At 34.7% G+C, this 21,815-nt stretch carries 22 protein-coding genes and 1 pseudogene; 14 read left to right on the forward strand and 9 right to left on the reverse strand.

Going from position 1 to position 21,815, the window contains the following annotated elements; genetic code table 11:
* Positions 1-53 precede the first annotated feature (53 nt).
* The 9 genes from VB798_RS21705 (at position 54) to VB798_RS21745 (ending at position 7,998) form a co-directional block, all read left to right on the forward strand.
* The gene (locus VB798_RS21705) at positions 54-536 is read left to right on the forward strand and encodes a PBECR3 domain-containing polyvalent protein (RefSeq protein ID WP_323689342.1); all 483 of its coding nucleotides are present in this window, start codon (positions 54-56) and stop codon (positions 534-536) included.
* A 163-nt stretch (positions 537-699) separates the two neighbouring features.
* Complete coding sequence (locus VB798_RS21710; RefSeq protein ID WP_323689343.1) at positions 700-1,902, forward strand: restriction endonuclease subunit S; 1,203 nt, start codon at positions 700-702, stop codon at positions 1,900-1,902.
* 153 nt (positions 1,903-2,055) lie between these two features.
* Complete coding sequence (locus VB798_RS21715; protein WP_323689344.1) at positions 2,056-2,415, forward strand: hypothetical protein; 360 nt, start codon at positions 2,056-2,058, stop codon at positions 2,413-2,415.
* Positions 2,412-3,419: a type II toxin-antitoxin system antitoxin SocA domain-containing protein gene (locus tag VB798_RS21720; RefSeq protein ID WP_323689345.1), complete on the forward strand. Its 1,008-nt coding sequence runs from the start codon at positions 2,412-2,414 to the stop codon at positions 3,417-3,419. Before VB798_RS21715 ends, VB798_RS21720 begins: the two co-directional genes overlap by 4 nt.
* A gap of 371 nt (positions 3,420-3,790) precedes the next feature.
* A complete protein-coding gene (locus tag VB798_RS21725; protein ID WP_323689346.1) occupies positions 3,791-3,961 on the forward strand; it encodes a hypothetical protein in 171 nt (56 codons plus the stop codon).
* Positions 3,962-4,061: 100 nt separating this feature from the next.
* Positions 4,062-4,610 (forward strand): Pycsar system effector family protein, encoded by a 549-nt coding sequence (locus tag VB798_RS21730; protein WP_323689347.1) that lies wholly within the window; start codon positions 4,062-4,064, stop codon positions 4,608-4,610.
* A 1-nt stretch (position 4,611) separates the two neighbouring features.
* Positions 4,612-5,697: an adenylate/guanylate cyclase domain-containing protein gene (locus VB798_RS21735; protein WP_323689348.1), complete on the forward strand. Its 1,086-nt coding sequence runs from the start codon at positions 4,612-4,614 to the stop codon at positions 5,695-5,697.
* Entirely contained in the window at positions 5,690-6,157 is a 468-nt protein-coding gene (locus VB798_RS21740) for a hypothetical protein (protein ID WP_323689349.1), read from the forward strand. Before VB798_RS21735 ends, VB798_RS21740 begins: the two co-directional genes overlap by 8 nt.
* Positions 6,158-6,852: 695 nt before the next feature.
* Entirely contained in the window at positions 6,853-7,998 is a 1,146-nt protein-coding gene (locus tag VB798_RS21745; protein WP_323689350.1) for a Fic family protein, read from the forward strand.
* A 369-nt stretch (positions 7,999-8,367) separates the two neighbouring features.
* Here VB798_RS21745 and VB798_RS21750 read toward each other — a convergent pair whose 3' ends face one another.
* Entirely contained in the window at positions 8,368-8,664 is a 297-nt protein-coding gene (locus tag VB798_RS21750; protein WP_323689351.1) for a winged helix-turn-helix transcriptional regulator, read from the reverse strand.
* A 144-nt stretch (positions 8,665-8,808) separates the two neighbouring features.
* Here VB798_RS21750 and VB798_RS21755 point away from each other — a divergent pair, with 144 nt between their 5' ends.
* Entirely contained in the window at positions 8,809-9,474 is a 666-nt protein-coding gene (locus VB798_RS21755) for an NAD(P)H-dependent oxidoreductase (protein ID WP_323689352.1), read from the forward strand.
* A 202-nt stretch (positions 9,475-9,676) separates the two neighbouring features.
* On the opposite strand, the gene VB798_RS21760 is transcribed toward VB798_RS21755, so the two are convergent.
* The 5 genes from VB798_RS21760 to VB798_RS21780 form a co-directional block, all read right to left on the reverse strand.
* Positions 9,677-10,573 carry a helix-turn-helix domain-containing protein gene (locus VB798_RS21760; RefSeq protein ID WP_323689353.1) on the reverse strand — a complete coding sequence of 299 codons (897 nt, stop codon included), beginning with the start codon at positions 10,571-10,573 and terminating at the stop codon, positions 9,677-9,679.
* Between the two features lie 94 nt (positions 10,574-10,667).
* Positions 10,668-11,525: an SDR family oxidoreductase gene (locus VB798_RS21765; RefSeq protein ID WP_323689354.1), complete on the reverse strand. Its 858-nt coding sequence runs from the start codon at positions 11,523-11,525 to the stop codon at positions 10,668-10,670.
* Positions 11,526-11,571: 46 nt separating this feature from the next.
* A complete protein-coding gene (locus VB798_RS21770; protein ID WP_323689355.1) occupies positions 11,572-12,705 on the reverse strand; it encodes an NADH-dependent flavin oxidoreductase in 1,134 nt (377 codons plus the stop codon).
* A 551-nt stretch (positions 12,706-13,256) separates the two neighbouring features.
* Complete coding sequence (locus VB798_RS21775; RefSeq protein ID WP_323689356.1) at positions 13,257-13,934, reverse strand: hypothetical protein; 678 nt, start codon at positions 13,932-13,934, stop codon at positions 13,257-13,259.
* 392 nt (positions 13,935-14,326) lie between these two features.
* Complete coding sequence (locus tag VB798_RS21780; protein ID WP_323689357.1) at positions 14,327-14,716, reverse strand: winged helix-turn-helix transcriptional regulator; 390 nt, start codon at positions 14,714-14,716, stop codon at positions 14,327-14,329.
* Between the two features lie 102 nt (positions 14,717-14,818).
* On the opposite strand from VB798_RS21780, the gene VB798_RS21785 reads away from it, so the two are divergent.
* Positions 14,819-15,436 carry an NADPH-dependent F420 reductase gene (locus VB798_RS21785; RefSeq protein ID WP_323689436.1) on the forward strand — a complete coding sequence of 206 codons (618 nt, stop codon included), beginning with the start codon at positions 14,819-14,821 and terminating at the stop codon, positions 15,434-15,436.
* 24 nt (positions 15,437-15,460) lie between these two features.
* The gene (locus tag VB798_RS21790) at positions 15,461-16,210 is read left to right on the forward strand and encodes a 3-oxoacyl-ACP reductase family protein (protein WP_323689358.1); all 750 of its coding nucleotides are present in this window, start codon (positions 15,461-15,463) and stop codon (positions 16,208-16,210) included.
* A 1,329-nt stretch (positions 16,211-17,539) separates the two neighbouring features.
* On the opposite strand, the gene VB798_RS21795 is transcribed toward VB798_RS21790, so the two are convergent.
* From VB798_RS21795 to VB798_RS21805, 3 genes are all read right to left on the reverse strand, one after another.
* Positions 17,540-18,064, reverse strand: a complete 525-nt coding sequence (locus VB798_RS21795; protein ID WP_323689359.1) for an SLATT domain-containing protein — start codon at positions 18,062-18,064, stop codon at positions 17,540-17,542.
* 457 nt (positions 18,065-18,521) lie between these two features.
* Complete coding sequence (locus VB798_RS21800) at positions 18,522-19,418, reverse strand: hypothetical protein (RefSeq protein ID WP_323689360.1); 897 nt, start codon at positions 19,416-19,418, stop codon at positions 18,522-18,524.
* 348 nt (positions 19,419-19,766) lie between these two features.
* The gene (locus VB798_RS21805; protein WP_323689361.1) at positions 19,767-19,991 is read right to left on the reverse strand and encodes a helix-turn-helix domain-containing protein; all 225 of its coding nucleotides are present in this window, start codon (positions 19,989-19,991) and stop codon (positions 19,767-19,769) included.
* 480 nt (positions 19,992-20,471) lie between these two features.
* On the opposite strand from VB798_RS21805, the pseudogene VB798_RS24395 reads away from it, so the two are divergent.
* Positions 20,472-20,822, forward strand: a pseudogene (locus VB798_RS24395) (TlpA family protein disulfide reductase); the annotation flags it as partial.
* Positions 20,823-20,834: 12 nt separating this feature from the next.
* The gene (locus tag VB798_RS21810; protein WP_323689362.1) at positions 20,835-21,797 is read left to right on the forward strand and encodes a hypothetical protein; all 963 of its coding nucleotides are present in this window, start codon (positions 20,835-20,837) and stop codon (positions 21,795-21,797) included.
* Positions 21,798-21,815: the final 18 nt, after the last annotated feature.

Raw genomic sequence — 21,815 nt, forward strand, 5'->3', positions numbered from 1 at the left:
TAAAGACAATTCCGCAGATATGGTCTGCGGAATTGAGCAAATAACTAAATAGAATGGTAGAAATATCCGAAGAAATAAAACAAAAAATTGTTGAATTGTATGATGAATGTATTAATTCGACAGTACCATTTCATCGCAAATTAGATTTATTTATTGTTCCTGATGAACTCGGTCAAAGGATTTTAAACGAAACTGGGATTGATGTTTCGGGGCATTGGGTGTGTGTTGATAATTATGGAATTATTCATGCTTTAGAACATCATGGAAATCCTATCTCCGAAAATAAAAGAGGACAAGTGGCAATTATGAAAGAAGATTTTATAACAATGTTACAAGTATTTCTACACCCTGACAAAATACAGGCTTCGGGTAATACCAATAGTTCACAGAAACCCACAATACAATTTATCAGAAAAATTGAGGATAAAATTTTTGTGGTGAAAGAAGTAAGAACGATTACAAGTTTGAAAAAGAATAAATTAAGCAGATTAGTTTTTCAAACGATGTATAAAATAAAAGCCGACAAGTTGGCTTGACGGCTTTAAAAACCTACGATCTATGAGGTACGAAACCATCCTTGTCAGTACGTCCGAAACGATTAGGTTATACAAAGATACAAAAAAAATAAATTTACCAACAAAATGCACAAAGTAAAAAGCCTGCAAACAACAATACAAAAGCAATTGGAGGGAATGAGATATGAGTAAGAATGTTAAGTTAAATGATATAGCATCATATTCCAATACGAGAATAAAGATTTCCGATATAACTCTGGATACCTATATTACCACAGATAATTTACTACAAAATAAAGCAGGCATTTGTAAAGCAACAAATTTGCCACCCCAAGATGGAACAATGCCAGCCTATCAGAAGAATGATATTTTAATAGGTAATATTCGTCCTTATTTGAAAAAAATTTGGTTTGCAGATCGAAATGGTGGTGCTTCTCCAGATGTTTTAGTATTAAATGTTCATGAAACATACGACCCTAAATATGTGTATTATACACTTTTTAGAGACGATTTTTTTGACCATGTTATGAAAGGGTCAAAAGGCACTAAAATGCCAAGAGGTGATAAAAGCCAAGTATTAGATTTTTTAATTCCAGATTTTGACCTACCAACTCAACAAAAAATAGCCTCCGTCCTATCCAGTTTAGATGCCAAAATAGAACTCAACAACCGCATCAATGCCGAATTGGAAGCGATGGCAAAAACGCTGTATGATTATTGGTTTGTACAGTTTGATTTCCCCAATGCCGAGGGCAAACCCTACAAAAGTAGTGGTGGTGCAATGGTTTGGAGTGAAGATTTGAAAAGGGAGATACCAGAAGGGTGGAAAGTTGGAACATTATTAGATATTGCAACTTACACGAATGGATTAGCATGTCAAAAGTATAGACCCGTAAATGATGACACTTTGAGGGTTATTAAAATCCGAGAAATGAAAGACGGGTTCTCTGCAAGTTCTGAACTTGTACGTGTTGACATACCAGAAAAAGTAATTGTTGAAAATGGAGATGTTTTATTTTCGTGGTCTGCATCCTTAGAAGTCATAGTTTGGGCAAAAGGAAGAGGTGCATTAAATCAACATATTTTTAAAGTTACGTCAGAGAAATATCCTAAATCTTTTTACTACTATCAGTTGGTAAATTACTTGCAGCATTTTAAAATGTTGGCTGAAAATCGTAAAACTACAATGGGACATATTACTCAAGAGCATTTACAACAAAGTAGAATCGCAGTACCTTCAAGTGATGGATTGATAAAGTTATTAGATGAAAAAATAACTCCTATTTTAGATAAGCAAATAGCTATTGAACAAGAAAACCAGCAACTCACCCAATTACGAGATTGGTTATTACCGATGTTGATGAATGGGCAAGTGGTGGTGGAATGAAAGATTTTACTAATATAAAGTTTTCACCTAAAATATTTTATCAATATCAACTATAAAGTTGTATATTTGTCATTATAAATAAATTTATAACACCTTATAGTTGTTTTTAAATTTTTCACTTATTTATTTTGTAATCATAAACTACATAGCTGAATGGTCACACAGCAGGACGTCAGTACTTTTTTAAAGGACTTTCAATTGAAATTAGGAATCTGGGGTATTATTTATTTAGATAAAAGACCAAAAAACGCTCAAACATTAGCAAGTTTGGAAATAAGTCCTGCTGAACGAACAACAGTTATTAGGACACTTTCCGTAGAAGACTATTCAGAAGGTCCGATAGAGGATATAATATATAAGGGTAAAGATTTATGGGTATTTGGAAAACGAATTAAAAACCAAGAAGTATATATTAAAATTACTTTAGGAAATCCAAGCAAGCAGACCATTTGTATTTCGTTTCATCTTTCGGAATACCCTATGAAGTATCCATTTAAACATCAAAAAACATGAAACCATTAGCAAGTCCCTTTAGTGACAGAACACTCGATGTTCAGACACGCAGCGAGGTTTTATCTTTCAGGAAGGAAGATTTTGAGGTAGTTTACCATTATTATGAAGATGAAGGACATGAATTCACTAATGATGAAGTAGATGCAATTAACTTAAAGCAAGTTTATAATCAATACAGAGAGAAACATAAACTGCCCTTTCCTGAAACGATTCGGACAATTAGAGAGAAGTATAACCTATCTGCTACTAAAATGGCAGAAATCTTAGGTTTTGGAGTAAATGTATATCGTCACTATGAAAATGGTGAAATGCCGAGCCAATCGAATGCCAGACTCATACAGCTTGCAAGCGACCCAGAGGAATTCAAGAAACTAGTATTACTAAGCGGAGTATTTAACGGTAAAGAGTTAGAAAAAGTCATTCGAAATATTGATATTCTTATTGCAAAAGAAGACAATCAATGTTTTCTTAATGAGCTTATCAATTATGTTTTAGGAGCTGAAAGTTTAAACCCAAGTCGCTTAAATGGATATAAAGAACCAAGTATTAGTAAAACAACAGAGGTTATATGCTATTTTATCAAAAAACTCAATCCTTCTAAGACAGGATTGAACAAACTACTGTTTTATGCTGATTTTTTACATTATCGCAATTATGGTATAGCTCTGATGGGATTAGAATATAAAGCAATTGAGTTTGGTACTGTACCTTTAAGATACGATAGCTTATATGAGTATATTGCCGAAGAAGGATATGTTGAGAGAAAATCAAAAGAGTTTCCTAATGGATATATTGGAGAGGTCTATAAAGTTCTAAAAAATGAACCATCATCCTTGACAGAAGAAGAACAAGCAACCCTGAATAAGGTATATAATTCTTTTGAAAACAAAACAGCAAGAGATATTGTGGGGATTAACCATCAAGAATTAGCTTGGAAAGATAATCAAGAAAATCATGACAAAGTTGACTATCGCTATGCGTTTCTTCTCAATTTATGCAAATAAAAGTATGACAAAACGTCTTGAAACCAGAAAAAAAGTGTGACAAAAAAGAGATTGGCAAATTACTTGCTTTCGCTTATATTAACCCTTATTGTGTAGATACTAAAACAAAATAATATAGGATTAGAAACCAAAAAAAAGAAAAACACTCATCATAAAGTTTGGCGACCGTTGAGAGCGTTTTTCTTTAAGAAACTTACGATTTATCGAGGCTAATCCACCTCGTACAATCGCCCTTTGGGGTTAAAAGTATTGCAAAACTACTTCACATAACGGAATTTTCCAAATTCTGTTGTCCTGCTCTGCATATCTTTTCCCCTCCTTTACATTAAGCAGTATCAATTATTTTTTCATTTTAAACCCAAATTCTTGCAATGGCAACAAATGGAGCTAAAGGAGGCGGACGACACGGTGCTGTCCGTGAGCGTTCACAAACACACAATTCAAAAACAGACCAATGGGTCAAAAGAGACACAGAAACAGGACGTTTCATAGATGTCAAACAAGACGGCACTCCTTTTAAAGGTGTGAGGAAGGAAAAGTAGTATTATCTAAAGAAAGTTATATCTAACTATTTGAGAAATCGTATTAATTATATATAGGTAACCAAATAGTTAGATAAACCCTACTATCACGATAAAAGACATGCCACCAATTCCAACAGAGAGCAACCAGCTAACAACTAATGAACAAATAGATATTACTCAATTTAACATCAGTCGTTACGACAATTATTACGATAGTGTCAATAATAAAGGGATGTTTTATCTTACTTTTAATACATTCATTTTATCTGGAATGTGTGCAAGTTTTATAACACTTAAACCAAGCATAAATAGTAATATTATTATTTATATTTTATTAATAATAATACTTATAACGTGCACAATATCTATTATTTACACTATCATATCATTAAATCCATTCCTTAAAAGCAACTACTTAAATACTTCAAGCCGAAAGTCACTACTTTTTTTTGGTGATGTGGCAAGTATATCTGCTAATGAATATGTAGATAGTTGTAAAAATCAAACTCGGAATGAGCTTTTAGAGGATTTAATTAATCAAAATCATGCCCTTGCAAATGGACTAAATATGAAATTTAAAAGGCTAAAATGTGCTGGTGATTTAATTTTAGTTCAATTCTTTTTTGTCCTAGTAATAATCCCATTTATAATTTTTAATTTAAAGTAATATGATTTATAATAATTTCACAGACAGAATTAAAAGTACCCTTTCTAAAAATAGAGAAGAACAATTTCAACCATTTTCTAAAGCCAACTTTACAGGGTTGTCCCATGATTTAAAGAAGGATTTGATTAAAGAACAGATAAATTTTAGTAAACAAACAAAGCTACATTTAGAGCCGATAAACGACATATTAAATGCAGAGAATCCTGCTTTACAAATAGCAAAATTAGGAATACATCCAGATTTTGCTCATTTAAAAAATTCTGATGATACAGAAAAACATTATATCGTATCTGTCTTCATAGACATAAAAGGCTCCACTAATCTTTTCAAAGAATATGACCATGAAATAATATATGTCATAACCAATACAATTCAAACAGCCGCTATTCAAACTTGTATTGCCCTTGGAGGACATGTACAAAGATTACAAGGAGATGGAGTATTTGCATATTTTGGAGGCAAAGATATTACAACTGAAAAAGCTGTTCACTCAGCGTTAACAGCATGTAGTATGTTCTCATATTTTGTTAAAAACGACCTGAAAAACATCTTTGAGGAAGATGGTATTGAGGATATTAAAACAAGAATTGGAATCGACTTTGGATATGACAAAGATGTTTTATGGGCAAATTTTGGAATATTGGGGGTTTCTGAATTAACAACTCTCAGCTTACACACAAGCCTTGCCAGTAAGATGCAGTCTTATGCAAAATCAAATGGAATAGTCATTGGGGAAAACGTAAAAGATATTGCAAAACTTAATGAGCGGCTATTCGATTATGTTAGAAATGGCAAAGGAGAAGTAGAAAAACGATACATTTTTGAGAACTCTAAGAAAAACTTTTATTATGCGCAATTTGAATTTGACTGGTCACAATATTTATTGTCACTACCTAATATTGAAATAGATAAAAATGGTAATTTGTCTATTCTACCTCGAAATATGAAACCTACATCATTAATTGACGATTTAAGAACCAAAGCAACATTAGTAAATACAGGGAATGCTTTTTTAGGGAAGTCTGGAGATATTTCAAGTAACCCATCTGGTGTTCCTCATCAAAAACATTCCTTTCACTATGAATAGTAAAAAAAAACATCCAAAGAATTACTATCATGTATGTATGCTTGAGTATCAAAAGAGGCTTATTGAAAAACATTACACTTTTTTAAAATGTGAAATTGATTCTGAACGAAAAAAGTTAATTTGCACCGGTCAAATAATGTTAAATGAACATTGTGACAACTATAAAGTAAAAATTACCTACATATATGGGAAAGAGCCACATTGTCAAATTGTAGAACCATTTAATATAAACCCATGTAAAGAAATTCACATGTACGAAGACCATTCTTTATGTCTTTCATATCCCCCTGATATGAAATGGACGGCTTGGACAGAAGTGTACAAATACACTATACCTTGGCTTGTTGAATGGGTATTATATTATGAAATATTTTTAGTAAACGGAGGAAAATGGGAAGGTCCAGAATCTCCAACTCATTTTACGGAATTAGAAAGGAATAAATGTGAATCTGAAGATTAATTCATAATTAGCAATTTTGATAAAAAAGCAATTTTCATTTATACCTGAATACAGAAATACCCATTTCCTAAATAAATGGAATGGGTAAATGGATATTACAGGGCTAAATCTTATCAATGAAAGTTGTTTTCCTAAAAGGCAATAGATACTCTAAATACTTATCTTACCCCAAATTTTACCAATTCCTGTTTAACGTTCTTTCGCTATAACTTAACTATGGATAGCTTTTGAATATAAATTTGTACCCTTCTTTTGCTCGTGAGGTTTCGATAAGATAGACTTTTCATCTTTTTCAATTCCCGAACTAGTCTTAAGATTTCCTAAGACCTAAAACAAAGAATAGCCTTACGCTCGAAAGAGCTTATTGAATATATTAAAATTTTACAAGGCAAAAGGAATATTTATCCCTGCAAACAACAAAACAAAGAAATATATAGAGGATTACTCACGCCTATATTAGCCAACCAAATATCGATTTGATAGGAAAACCAGCAAATCGCTCAATTATGAAATTGATTATTACCGATGTTGATGAATGGGCAGGTGGTAGTGTGAAGGTTTTAAAGGTAAAATAGAGTATATTTTATTTTAGAAAAGTAAAATAATGAAAATCTTATTTTACTTTTATCATTTAAAGTAAAATAATGAAAAACATCTTTTACTTTTGTACAGAACTAAATAAATCAAAAGACACCATGGAATCAACACTTCACTTAGATGAATACATAGCAGGAATCAAAGGTACTGGTACTGGTTATAAATACTTTATTCCAGAGAAAGTAAATAGACAATGGCTATGGGACGACCCCAATTTGAATCATTTACTTGAAAAAGCATCTTTGCAGATAGGGCAACTCAACTCGTATGCAAGGCTTGTTCCTAATATAGACTTGTTTTTGCACATGCACATTATGAAAGAAGCCGTGCTATCAAGTAAAATAGAGGGTACACAAACCCAAATTGATGAAGCACTATTGCCTATTGAAGACATTTCGCCCGAACGACGAGACGACTGGCAAGAAGTTAATAATTATACCATAGCACTCAACGATGCTATTGAAGATTTAAAAACTCTACCCATTTCATCGAGACTGATTCGTAAAACTCATGCTACTTTGTTGCAAGGAGTACGAGGCGAACACAAGCAACCTGGCGAATTTCGATATTCACAAAACTGGATTGGTGGAGCATCTTTAAACGATGCAGTATTTATTCCTCCAGCACACAGTTATGTAAACGAACTCATGGGCGACCTCGAAAACTTTTTGCATAACGATGAGATTACCGTTCCTTACTTGATTAGAATAGGAATTGCTCATTATCAATTTGAGACAATTCACCCATTTTTGGACGGAAACGGACGAATAGGGAGGCTATTGATACCGCTCTATTTGGTAAGTGTAGGAATGTTGGATAAGCCATTGCTTTATTTATCCGTTTTCTTTGAAAAAGACAAAACCTTATACTATGACAACCTCACGAGAGTACGTGATAAAAATACCTTAAAACATTGGTTACTATATTTTTTGGTAGGTCTAGAAGAAACAGCCAAGCAAGCTTGTGAAACTTTGAGTAAGATATTAGAATTGAAAAACGAGTGTGAACATTTAGTATCTGAAAAAATGGGTAAAAGAAGTAGCAAAGGGCAAGTATTACTAAAATCATTATTCAACGAACCATTTATCAGAGTCAAAGAGATAGAGAAAATTTGTGGATTAAGCCCCAAAGCAGCCAATGATTTAGTACAAGCATTTGAGAGTGAAAAGATTCTTAGAGAATTTACAGGGCAAAATCGCAATAGGATTTATGCCTTTGAAAAATACTTATCTTTATTTAGATAATTTTTGAAATACCAACACTCAAAGCAGAGAGTAGAAAAACAGCAACTTACCCAATTACAGGATTGGTAGTTCACGATGTTGATGAGGCAAGTGATGGTAGGTTGATGAGCCTTGTCTCAATTCTTAATAAGCAATCTAGTAAATTTATTTATCCATATAAAAGGGGAAAGTATAACTATAGTAACACAAAAAGAGCAGGTTTTACCTGCTCTTCCAAAATTTTCAAGTCAAATGAAAACTCCATAAAAGAAACCACCAAAGCCGACCGCTCAGGTTAAGTTGAAGACTAAGTGTCCCTCATTCCTTCATGATTTGGCTTGTAGCCACGGAGGCTTAGTTATTAGCCGTTAGGATTTTTACCTTTTTCGTTTATATACTTTCTAAATTTTTCGTTTCGGCTAAGTCTCTTCCCCAATTAGACAATGCTGTAAGAATTGGTTCTAAACTTCTACCAAATTCAGTCAATTCATACTCTACTTTTAAAGGTGGTTTAGTTGTGTAAACTGTCCTTTTTATCAGTCCATCAGCCTCCATTTCTTTTAAATGTAAACTTAAAGTACGTTCAGAAATTGTCTTCATTCCTTGGTGAAGTTCGCTATATCTGCGTTTTTTTGAGATTAAATACATTAAAATTACTGCCTTCCACTTCCCTCCTATATAACTCATTGTCAGGCTTGTACCACAGGGAAAAGTCTTATTATTATGTTCAAACATAGTTACTAACCATTTGTATAGTTATTGCAAAGGTAAGTCACTTTACTTAGTTTTGCAACTATCAAAAGTAAAGTTTAAAGTAATGAATTTAAAAATATGAATATATTAGTTATTTACGCCCATCCATATGATGGCAGTTTTTGTAAAGGAATTTTAGACACAATTGTGCCTAAAATGGAGAAAAGAGGAGCAAATGTGAAAGTTATCGACCTTGTGAAAATGAATTTTGATGCTACAATGCGTCCTGAGGATTTGAAGGCAACAGTTACCAAAACTTATACCCAAGAGGTCCAGCAAGAACAAAAAAATATTCTTTGGGCAGACGCAATAGTTACCATCTGTCCTGTTTGGTTTGGTTCAGTTCCTGGTTTTCTGAAAGCCTATTTTGATAAAGTCTTTATAACAGGATTTGGTTATGATTATACAGGTGGGCTACTCCAAAATAAGAGAGTGTTTTCACTTTTTACATTTGGTTCAAAAGATCCTTATTTATCACTTGCAAACCAATATAAATCTATCGAATATTTATGGGATAATATTTTCTCAATGGTGGGTTTCAAAGATATAGCAGTGAAATATTTTACTAATGTTCCCCGAACAACTGATGAAGTGCGTGCAAAATATCTAATAGAAGCAATAGAGTTTGTTAACCAAATTTTTGACAAAGAGTTAGGAGAAATAGGTCAGATTGGAGCTGGCGAGCTTCTCGTAAAACTTGTTATTGAAGGAAAATTAGAGATGCCAAAAGTAAAAAAGATATAATTTTAATTAGCGATTAATTTCAGTGGTTCGGTATCTTTCAAAATGGCACACAACGAATAGGGCTTGGCGAAGGTGGGGGAAATAGAATTCCTTCAAGCTGGAAAAAAGCCAAAAGGGAGTACAAATGTTGATTGTACTTCCTTTTGTCCCACTTTTACCAAATCCCTTATTAGTGGTAGTGCATTTTGTCGGCTTGTCTCACCTAGGCTAAAAATTGTTCTCTATATTCTGTTGGTGTTTGTCCTACCTCTTTTTTAAATAGTCTTGAAAAATAGGGCGGGTTTTCAAAACCCAATTGATAGGCAGTTTCAGCAACAGTTTTGTCGGTACTCATCAAAATATTTTTTGCCTCCATTACCAAAGCAATGTGTATATGGTCTAATGCCGTTTTGCCTGTTTCTTGTTTTAATACATCGCTTAAATATTTTGGTGATAAAGCTAATTGAATAGCCATATATTTTACAGTTGGTAAACCATTTTTTTGAAAACCACCTTTCTCAAAATAGGTTTTCAAAACATCAGTAAATTTTGTAATGATTGTACCTGATAAAACAGACCTGTTCAAAAATTGTCGTTTATAAAACCGTTGAGCATATTTTAAAATAGAATCTATATGAGTAATCACAATATCCTTACTGTATTCGTCTTGATTATTGTAATACTCTGATGTTATCTTATTAAATAAATCCCATACAATGTCTTCTTCTTTTGGCGACAGATGTAACGCTTCGGTCACTTCGTAATCGAAATATCCATAGTTTTTAATTTCTTTATAAAGGTTATGGTCTATAAAAAAATCTTCGTGGATATGTATTAGAAAGCCTTTTTCACTTGTTTCTATATTATTAATCGTTATTTTCTGATGTGGTTTTAAAAATGCCAAACACCCATTTTCATGGTCGTATTTTGTCCTGCCATATTGTAATGTCCCTGATTTCAATTTTGTAAGGGCAATTGTATAAAAGGCCATTGTAAATTCACTTTCGAGAAAAGTACATTTTTCAGACTCTTCAAAAGTTAGTATGCCCATCAACGGATTTTCAGGAGGCGGAAATCCGTTTGATTTATAAAGTTCACCTATCGTTTTATAATGTTTCATAAGTCATGTTATCAAGCATTTTTCGCTTTTATAAGTCTGATGTATTTCTCGTTCATCAAAGTCTAATTCTCAAAAATAATTGATGCAAATTAGATTATTCTTTTGCATAATTCTGTAATGTGATAGAAGGTTTGCCTAAGTCATCCCAAGTTTTTTGAGCTTCAAATGTTTCTTTATTGTTGTTCATTACTTCAATCAATGGAACTACAAATTTCAATGGCTTTATAAACAATGATAAAAACCTGGCCATTCCCATCGGCAGTTTTGCAATTGTTAATTTGTCTTTTGTATAGTTTTCAACATAAACCTTTGACGCTTCTTCGGTAGTCATAGCCTCTAACCCCTGAACCGAATACTCCCTATTTAAAGCTTTATCTGTTTCAAAAGACTTGGCAACTTGTTTTCCAAAATCTTCGCCAGCTATCCACCAAGCTTTTTCGTTAGATTTTCCTATAAGGTTGATTTTATTTCCATCTCTCATTCCGCCATTAAAGTTTTCCATAAAGTTAGAGGGATAAAAGATTGTATAAGGAATCCCGCATTTTTTTATTTTATTGATGGCTTGTTTTTTAGCATTCATTACCCACCAGTTACCTTCATAGTTTCTTGCCAAAAAAGAAGAAAGAAAGCCGACTTGTTTTACAGATGTTGTTTTTAAGGCGGATAAGATATTTTCAAAGCCGTGCAATTCAGGGTTAAACTCATTTTCGCTATCATTTGGCGATGCTGAAATACTAATATAGGCAGCATCTGCATTTTCCAAAGCCTCCGAAATTTCCGCTTTATTTTGAAGGTCACCTTTTACAAAATGTACTCCTGTCGGAAAAATTTGTTTGGCTTTTTCAATATTTCTAACCAATGCCGTTATTTCAAAACCAGCTTTTACCAATTCTTTTGTTACAGGAATACCAATCATTCCTGTTGCTCCAATGACGGTTATTTTCTTACTCATTTTTTATCTTTATTAGTGGATTTTAAATTATTGTAAACAGGAAGACTTAATCAGTTACCTGAAAAAAACCGGTTGCTATGTTGATGAATGCTTGAAGTTTTTTAGGAATTGCAAGTTCATCAGCCTTAGACATACTCAAAATTTCATTCGCTTTTTCTCCTTTTGTTGCAAGCTCCACCCAATTCGGGTTGATGATAAGTCCATGTCCAACTGCCACCAACGACAATCCCATTATTAGTGCCGCTATGGCATCATTAGCTTGTTTGATACCTCCAGCAGCAACCACTGGAACTCTTTGATGAACGTGATTGAGTATCAAATTTAAAATAGTAGCCTCTCCATTTTCATCATCTATCGGTTTTTGAGAAAGCAGATTGGCAAGTGAAACGTGTAGATAGTCAATTCCGCAATCAATTAGTTTGTCAATCAATGGAAAGGTATCTTTCACTCTATAACCCTCAGGCTCTTCTGGTGAGATTCTGAAACCAATTAAAAATGGTCTGTCGGCATATTTTTTAATTACATCCTTAATTTCTTTGATGACTTCTACGGCAAAGTTCATCCGTTTTTCGGCAGTTCCGCCCCAATTGTCAGTTCGTTGATTATAGTATGGCGAAAAGAAATTCTGCAATAAAAATCCATGAGCTCCATGCAACTCTATCCCGTCAAAACCTGCTTTTATTGCTCTATGTGTAGTTTCTCCAAAAGCCTTTATCATTTCCAAAATTTCATCGTGTGAAAGTTCCCGTGGTGCCACTCCTCCTGCATAAAACGCAGATGGTACTAATGCCACAGCACTTGCACTCACGGCAATACCATCTGGAATAAGATCCACCACTGCTTTGTTTCCAGCATGATAAATTTGAAGTATGGCAGGTGATCCGCCCTTTTTTGTAGCAGTAGCCAATTTTTTAAGACCTGGTAAAAAGGAATCGTCATAAGAAGCATACTCATTATTAAAGCCAATTCCGTTTGCCATTACTCTGGTGCAGCCAGTTATTACCAAGCCTACGTTGCCGCTTCTAGCTTCATAATGCTTTATTTCATCGTCAGCTACTGTGTAATCATCATTGCTTGCCCAAGTTGTCATTGGTGCCATTGCAATTCTGTTTTTGGTTTCGATTCCGTTTTTAAACGTAAACGTTTCTAATAACTGTTTTGTATTTGTTGTCTTGCTCATTATTTAAAATTTTTGTTATTAAATGATGATGCAAAGGTGGAAAGTTAAACTCTCTTGTTAGATATACAGATGGCGGAAGATGTGATACAAATTTCGGATGAGTTTTTTGCCTGTTGAAAATGAGGTCTGTAGCATTACCGCTAACGTGACAGGGCTTTGGGCAGGCTTGGACTTAGGATTGTGTCCGCCCACAACCACTGACGATATTTTTGATTAGTTGAAGTTACGTACCAATGTTCAAAATAGTTTGTCCAGCCACGCTTGACCAAAACACCATGTTGAACTAAACCTAGGCGGAAGGCTAGTCTAGCTTTTTGGCTTCTCAAAGTTCTATCTTTGTATAAATTAAACCCTATTTTAAGATAACAAAATAGGAACATCTAAAGCCCTAAAAACAAAAGAGCAGACAAAACCTGCTCTTCCAATATCTTCAAATCGAACAACAACTCCATAAAAGAAACTAACTAAGCCGACCGCCCAAGTTAAGTTCAAGACTAAGTGTCCCTCATTCCTTCATGGTTTGGCTTTCAGCCACCACGAAAGCTTAATTATTATGCGTTGCCATTCTTTCCATTTAGATATTTGTCAAAGTCAAACAGCCCGCCATTAACATCGCCAACAAATTGTCTTACCGATTTATTTATGAGTTCAATTTTATACGGGTCGTGAATTAGACCGAATACTTGTCCTTTGTTGTCAATTGCAATGTGGTTGCCATCTTCAAGGTCTTTTATTTGGTAGAAAGTCTTTCCGTCAATATCAAACTCTCCAAGGTTTGTCAGGTCAAGTTGCTCACAAGTCAGCCCGCTAACGAGTTTTTCAATTTTTGTATCTGCGGCAAACTTGCTTTTATCTTTCTTAAACGAGGATAAGTCAACTTGAAAGTTATTGAAGTCCAAAATGTTTTTTTCAAATTCAAAACCTATCCAAAGTCCTTCGTGAACTGTAATGTTTAATGGAAATGCTTGTCCGGCCTGTTTAATTAGGATATTTCCCAATTCAAAATGCTTTCCTTTAATCATTGACTTGTCGAATTGAGAAGGGTCAAAGCCGATAAAATAGAAGTGTTCTTTCATTGAGTGATTTACATAAAACCTTCTATAAAGTCCATTGTCAAGCCCATCCGCTAAAAATTGAAAGTCGACTGGTAATTGTGAAAAGACTATTCTAAAAAAGTCAAGTGCTTTTCCTTCAATTTTCCAACTTGTCTTTTTAAATAGTCCGAACATTGCAGTCTGTTTTTATATGGTTACGCATAACTCGTTAATATGCGAAAGTTTTGTCGTACTTTTTCTATTATTCCCAAACTAGTCTTAGTAAATCCTAAGACCTAAAACAATAAAGAGCCTCACGCCAGAAAGGGCTTATTGAGAATATTAAAATATTTCAAGGCAAAAGGAATATTTATCCCTGATACATTGTACAAGCGGGACGATTTTTAACATTTTGAGTCATAGGAAACAACCTACGACTAGTTTGGGGGAAGTCAATACTTTCATGACAATACTTTTTCAAAAGATAAAACGCTTAAATTATATAAAGGGCATTACCATGACTTGTTGAATGATTTAGACAAAGAGATAGTGATAAGAGATATTTTTGAATGATTAGCAAAGCGTACTTAAACCGATGCTTTTTTTCTTTTTTGCTTATCAGCTTCTCTTTGTTGTTTTTTCAAATCACACATTTTTGTGTTTTCGTAAATCACATTCCAGTCGCAAATAGATTTAAGGATTGGCAACAAAGCCAACCCTTTTTCGGTAAGCGAATATTCTACCCGTGGTGGTAGTTCGGCATACTCTTCACGCAACAATATTCCGTCTTCTTCCAGTTCGTTCAGTTGCTGTGTCAGAACTTTTCTTGTTATCAACGGAATGATAGCATCCAACTGTCCGAAACGCACTTTTCGGCTATGAATACTATGCAGTATAATGGGTTTCCATTTACTTCCTAAACTTGCCATAGCCCTTGTCATCGGGCATTCTGCGGCTGAAAATCTTTCGTCTCTCACAGCTTATTTCATTTGTAGTTACTTCAAAGTAACTGGTTTTGTATTCCTTTTGTTTATTTTAGAAACTATTGATAGTATCTTTATGAAACAAAAGTAAAAAATATTTCAGGAAATCAAAATTTAAAAGCAATGAAAATCGGAATTATTGGTACCGGTGCCATCGGTACAGCATTCGCAAAACAAGTAGCCGCAGCAGGTTACGAAGTGGTCATCAGCAATAGCCGTGGGGCTGATACACTCAAAGAAAAAGTAAAACAAATAGGAGGCAACACAACAGCAGGCTCAGTAAAAGAAGCCGCCGAAGCTGACGTTATATTTCTCGCTCTGCAATGGCAGCATTTACAGCAAGTTTTAACAACTGTATCATTAGAGGGTAAAATCGTAATAGACCCCACAAACCCCATTTTACCAGGTTTTGTATTGGCAGATTTGTATGGAAAAACATCCAGCGAAGTGGTAAGTGAGTGGGCAAAAGGGGCAAAATTAGTAAAGGCTTTCAATACGCTGCAACCGCAAACTTTAGTCGCCAATCCGCAAACCAACGGAGGCAACAGAGTAATTTTTTATTCGGGAAATGACGATGATGCCAAAGACATTCTTACAGGCATCCTCAACCGCATAGGCTTTGCAGGCGTGGATTTGGGACGATTGAATGAAGGTGGAAAACTACAGCAGTTCCCTGGCGGCTCATTACCAACTTTAAACCTTATCAAATTATAGTCAACAAAATTAAAAACTAAAAAGATGTCAACATTAAACAACAAGACCGCATTTGTAACAGGCGGTAGCCGTGGAATAGGTGCGGCAGTAGTGAAAAAATTAGCAACACAAGGAGCATCGGTATCATTTACCTACGCCAGTTCAAAAACAAAAGCAGATGAATTGGTTGCTGAAATTGAAGCCGCAGGCGGAAAAGCCCTTGCCATAAAAGCCGACAGTGCAAACCTAACCGAAGTTGAGAACGCTTTACAGCAAACTGTTTCAGTATTTGGGGGTTTGGATATTTTGGTAAACAGTGCAGGCGTATCCACCTATAAACCCGTTGACCACCACGAAGGCGACCTTACAGAAGTAAACAAACTTATTGCTATAAACCTAACAGGTGTTACCAACACCGTTCGTGCTGCCACCAAATATATTTCTGATAATGGACGAATTATTTCTATTGGTTCTACCCTTGCCGAAAAAGCGGGGGGCTTTGCTGGTTTTTCTGATTATGCAGGAACAAAAGCAGCCATCGCAGGTTATAGCAGAGCATGGGCATGGGATTTGGGCAAAAAAGGAATTACTGTAAACACTGTCAACCCCGGTCCGACAGCTACTGATATGAATCCCGACAATACAGACTTTGCAAAAAGCATGAAAAGCAAAATTGCTTTGGGTCGTTATGGCAACCCAGATGAAATTGCTAACGTAGTGGCATTTTTGGCAAGTCCTGAAGCATCATTTATTACAGGAGCAACCATTAATGTGGATGGTGGCAATAATGCCTAAAAATTGTCAATAGGTTATAGCTGTAAAGAGTTGTGGTTTTAGTAATCACAACTCTTTAATTTGAGTAGGGTTTCTATAGAGTAGCCACTAATGGTTGTATTGAACTTAACCTGGGCAGACGGCTAGTCTAGCTTTTACTTCTCAAAGTTCCATCTTTGTATAAATTACAAACTATTTTTAAGATGACAAAATTCGAACACCCGAAGACCAAAAACAAAGAGCAGACAAAACCTGCTCTTCCAATATCTTCAAATCAAACGACAACTTCATAAAAGAAACCACCGAAGCCGACCGCTACCAGAGCTTGAGTTCAAGACTAGCCGTCCGCCATGCCTTCATAGTTTGGCTTGCAGCCACCACGAAGGCCTAGGTAGGTATTGTAGGTTGGTTTATTTTGTCAACCGTAAGAAGTAGCCTCTATCTGAATAGTCTGGTGTTGAACGTTTCCACACTTGTCCACACACAAGGCACTCATAAATATGATAGCCTCTATCTTTCCAAGCTGTGGTTACAAACTTTCCCGTTTTGATGCTCTTGTCATTTGCTATTTTCATTATCAATACTAAGTCAAACTCTTCAAACTCTGCTTGTGTAGGAAAAGATTTTATTTCTGCGTTAAAACATTTGTCACACATTAGTTGATAATTTGTTAGAGTCTGTCTGCTTTTTAATTTTAAAAATACAACCTGCAATAATACTTGCTAATGAAAAAGCGAAAATTAGTGTCAGCGATAAAGACCCTCCAATTAATAATATTGTCGTTGTAATTCCTATAACTGTCAAGCTGATTAAAATAAGTTTTGTCAAAACTGGATTTACATTTTGTTTGATAAGCTTTTTGAATATAAAAAAATAAACAAAGTCGGTAAGGAAAAGAAGAATGAAAACACCAATGTTATTGGATAAACTTCAAGCAGTCCCACTACTTGTCCAGAAATGGGTTTGAATATTAACTGATAAACAGAAGGAAGAAATGGTGCAAGCAACAAAGTCGTCAACCAATGTTTAATAGCATAGTTTTGATTCATTGTTAGGGTCTGAAAAATTGTCCATAATCCGCTAATATGCGAAAGTTTTGTAGTACTTTTTGTATTATTCCCAAACTAGTCTTAGGAAATACTAAGACCTAAAACAAGGAAGAGCCTCACGCCCAAAAGTACTTATTGAATATATTAAAATGTTGCAAGGCAAAAGGAATATTTATCCCTGATACATTATACGAGCGTGACGCTCTTTAACATTTTGAGTCGTAGGAAATAACCTACGACTAGTTTGAGGTGGGTTGTGCAACAGTTACCCGTGTTACCTGCTGTGCTTTTTGTTATTTAATCATTTGTCTGGATGTTCATTTGTTTCAATGTCATTTTTTGCTTCAACATTGTTGTCGTTTTGTTTGGCTTCTTTTTCTGTATCTGTCCCTATTAAATCTCTTGCATAAGAATTTGCATTCCGATATTTTTCAAACAGCTGCTCTCTGAATTTTTGAAGAATTTCCTCCTTTAACTTAGAGTCATTTGTTTTGCTAAGTTGAATAAATTTATAAACAAATTCTGCTCTAATTGTTCTTAGTTCAAATAGTACTAACTTATAAGTATTCTTTTTCGCTTCAACTTGAAATAGTGTGTCAATAGCCGTTATAGCTGTTACCAACGCTCCTATAAAAAGAGTCCAAGCTGAAGAGTTGCAAATAGTATCAGCCAAACCGGAGATGAATGTAATCGCACTAGTTAATATAATTTGTGTAATCCGTATCAGGTAGAACATCCAAGTATATGTGTCTGCCTTACTTTCAATTCTATTTATTTCTCTTTGAATCTGAAAGTAAAATGGATCGTCAATAGTTTTGTCTTTCATAATGTATGGTTTTTATTATTTGGATTCATTCGTAATTCAGTCGCATAGCAGGTAACTCACTAATATGCGAAAGTTTTGTAGTACTTTTTATATTGTTTTGTGTTATTCTTATTTTATGTTGAAATATAGATGTCGTACTTTTTGTATTGTTGGAATCACAACTTCTATAATCTAAAATAATAATTTGTCTTTTAATTCCCAAAACTATGCTTACTTTAAATTTAATTGGTCAAACGGACTAACAATTTTCAAAAGACTTACTTTATAACTATAAATGATAAACAAACCTTAAAAACAAAAAAAGCAGGCAAAAACCTGCTCTTCCAAAATCTTCAAATCGAACGACAACTCCACAAAAGAAACCACCGAAACCAATCACTACCAGAGTTTGAGCTTAAGACTAGCCGTACACCATTCCTTCATGGTTTGGCTTTCAACCATCTCGATTGCTTAATTATTAGCGGTTGTTTTTCTCTGTCGGGATACTCACAAATTCGCTTGAAGCAATTATTTGTTCAGCTTTCATTATGTCAGTACCTGTGTCAAATATGACTTTTTTGAGTTTGAATTGTGCAAGAGGATTAGAAGTGTTAAACGGAAACTCCATGTATTCATGTCCATCTTTTGTCCCGAACTTCATTCCGAAATCGTTTCCTGTTTCTCTTTTCACAAGAAGTCTATACTCTTGTTCTATTTTATAGTCGCAGGGTAAATAAAAAAAACCAATGGTTGCTATTCTTTCAATAATTAGATACTTATTTCTGCGTGTTGCAATATCAATTAAATCTGTCAATAAAGATATATCTGTTCTCGTTGCTTTATCCGGATAATAAATTTGCCTAAAGTCAGTATTTACTTCATTGACCTCAAATACTAGTCGCACACCTGTCTTTTTTGCGAAGTAATCCCACATATAAGTTTCAGCGTCAGTGCTTAATCTATCATTCGTGAAAGATGCGTAGAAAGCATTTTCCACTAATTCATTTTCCATTGGAACGCCTGAACTGTTTTGTCGCAATTCATATCCATCCATGTGGTGGGCTTTGTAAAATGGTTTAAATTCGTTCTCTCCAAACCTTTTCTTCACACTAAAGAGCCATAATTTTTTATTAGTCAAAATACTCTCAAATGCAGCAAGGTCTGTGAAATGATGGTATTCGCCAATTGGGTTTTGCTGAAAATAATTTTTCAAAATCAAATCGGTCAACTTATTTGTTGCTAAAAGATTTGTTATTATATTTTCAGTCGTCATAAAATCATTGAAATCAAAAGTAGGTTTATAAGTTAGTTTATGTCCTGTCAAACAGCGATTGATTTCGTCTGCTATTGTTTTATTTTCTGCTATTGTAGTCATAATAAAATAACCGATAATGTTAGTATTGGCGAAGTAGATAGTATCGCTGTTTATTTTGCCAACACATGTTGAACAAAGTGTCTTTACGAAAGATTTGTCATACTTTTTTACTGCATTTCGCCTTACTCGCTAATATGCGAAACTTTTGTAGTGCTTTTTGTATCTTTTATACATATTTATCATAGTACTATGTACTATTGATGTAGTATTTTTTTTACTGTTGTGCTATTTATTTTACTTGCTAAGTTAGTTGTTTCCCTATTCATTCCTAATAATTCTCTTACATTAAATTTAATTGGTCAAATAGACTAACAATTTTTGCAAGGCTTGCATAAATATAAATGAGTTTCAGACATCCAATAACTCATCAACACTTATTTCCAAAACTTGTGCAAGTTGTTTAAGAACAAACGCAGTAGGATTTGCACCATCATTTTCATAACGGTTTATAAACTGTTTATCTTTACCAATACTATTGGCTAATTGCTCCTGAGTAAGCCCAAGTTCGACTCTTCGCTTAGCAATTTTAATACCAAGCTTTCTTTTGAATTGTTCAGATGTTTCTTTTATCATGATGCAAACTGACAATTCTTCATAAATTAAAAGTCAACATATATGTTGACTTTTAATTTATTTTTTTATATTTGTAATGATTTTTGGCATTAAACTAAAGAGTCTCGACGACAAATTCCGACAATTTGACCAAGACGAGATGGTAGACTTAATGCCCATGTCAATATTTTGCCTACATTTGGCAATATAGCGCATGGGCTCTACCACTACGCCGTTCTTGGGAGCCGTCGGAAGCTTGTTGTGCGGTGGGTAGTAGCCCTGTGCTATATTGCTTTCAAAGCCTTCTGCAAGAGACTCGTAAAATAGGTGCGAGTTATGAAACATTTCTTTTTTTATCCCAATCATGCTAAGGCTCTGTTCAGCCTTGATGTCAGCGCATGCCCTAAACAGCGCTACAAGAACATCATCAAAGCTCCTGTATAAGGTGGCTTTCACGCTATTGTTTTAATGTTTTAATACATTCATCTAAAAACTAAACCCATGAACGCAAAAACCTGCGTAAGGGCATTGCTATGCCTTTACTTTTTCATATCTGTACATTATCTAACCGCTCAGGCTCTTAAGGTGGGAGACAATATCCCACCTGAGCTTTGGAACTTGTCCCTAAAATTGGCTAATCACCCCCAAGGCAAACAAAGCCTGAAACTCAGTGAGTATAAGGATAAACTAATCATCCTAGACTTCTGGGCTACTTGGTGCGCACCTTGCATTAAATCACTCAATAAGCTAGATTCTCTGCAAAAGCAGTTTGGCTCGGCAGTGGTAATCCTGCCTGTCACCTACGAAAACAGCAGTAAAGTTCTTCCTCTATTTCGTAAAAGGGGCTGGAGCCTCCCTACTGTGGTGGAAGACACTTTACTAAAAAGCTATTTTCCTCATACAGGTATTCCGCATCAAATATGGATTAGAAATGGTCTGTTCTTTGGAGCGTCTGCTGCTTTAGAATATACCAATACCTATAATCTACACCGTGCATTAAACGGTGAGGCTTTTGTACTTTCAAACAGTTCCCCACCTGTCAGTTTTAACCGTGATATTCCTCTCTTTTTGGATGGAAACGGTGGTAGTCTAAAGGATACCCGAATAAGGTCTCTACTCTCCAAACGCATCAACGTCAATATCGGAGGAATTACCAGAAGTGCTAGCAATATTCGGGCTTACAATGTCCCATTCCGTAGTCTTATTTATGAAATGTACAGACTCGATATTCCTTACGCTGGGAGATTTAACCGAATCGTTTGGGAGATAAGTGATTCTCTCAAAGAAGAATTGATTGGCACACATAAGCAAAAAACAGGTATTTATGAAAATGACCTAGCCTACTATCAATGGCTAAAAGAACATTCCTACTGCTACGAACTAGCCATTGACTCTTCCCTGAATATTTCAAGAAAAGCACTCTATCAGTTGATGGAACAAGACATCAACTGCTATTTCAAGCTTGAAAAGGGTATCATCGCAGTATTGGGAAAAAAGAAATTGCCTTGTTATGCGATTATCAATCGAGATGGTTCACCATCTGTTACTGGATTTTCTGATAAGGAGGAAAACTTAAAGGCTGAAAACTACTTTGTGATGGAGAACCAACCTATCGAGCAACTTACTAACTACATCATCGCAGTACTGGCACAACAGCCATATCCTATCATTGATAGGACTACCGCTAAACAAAAGGTATCCATTCGACTAAACAAAGCAAACTTGACCATCCCCGCTATCAAACAGGAGCTTAATAAGATTGGGCTTGATTTGTTATTGCAGGAACAGGAAATACCAGTCATCATCGTCAAATATGCTAATCTTTAATTTATTCATCTAATCCTT

This window comes from Arcicella lustrica, from assembly GCF_034930985.1.
GTDB classification, from domain to species: domain Bacteria; phylum Bacteroidota; class Bacteroidia; order Cytophagales; family Spirosomataceae; genus Arcicella; species Arcicella lustrica.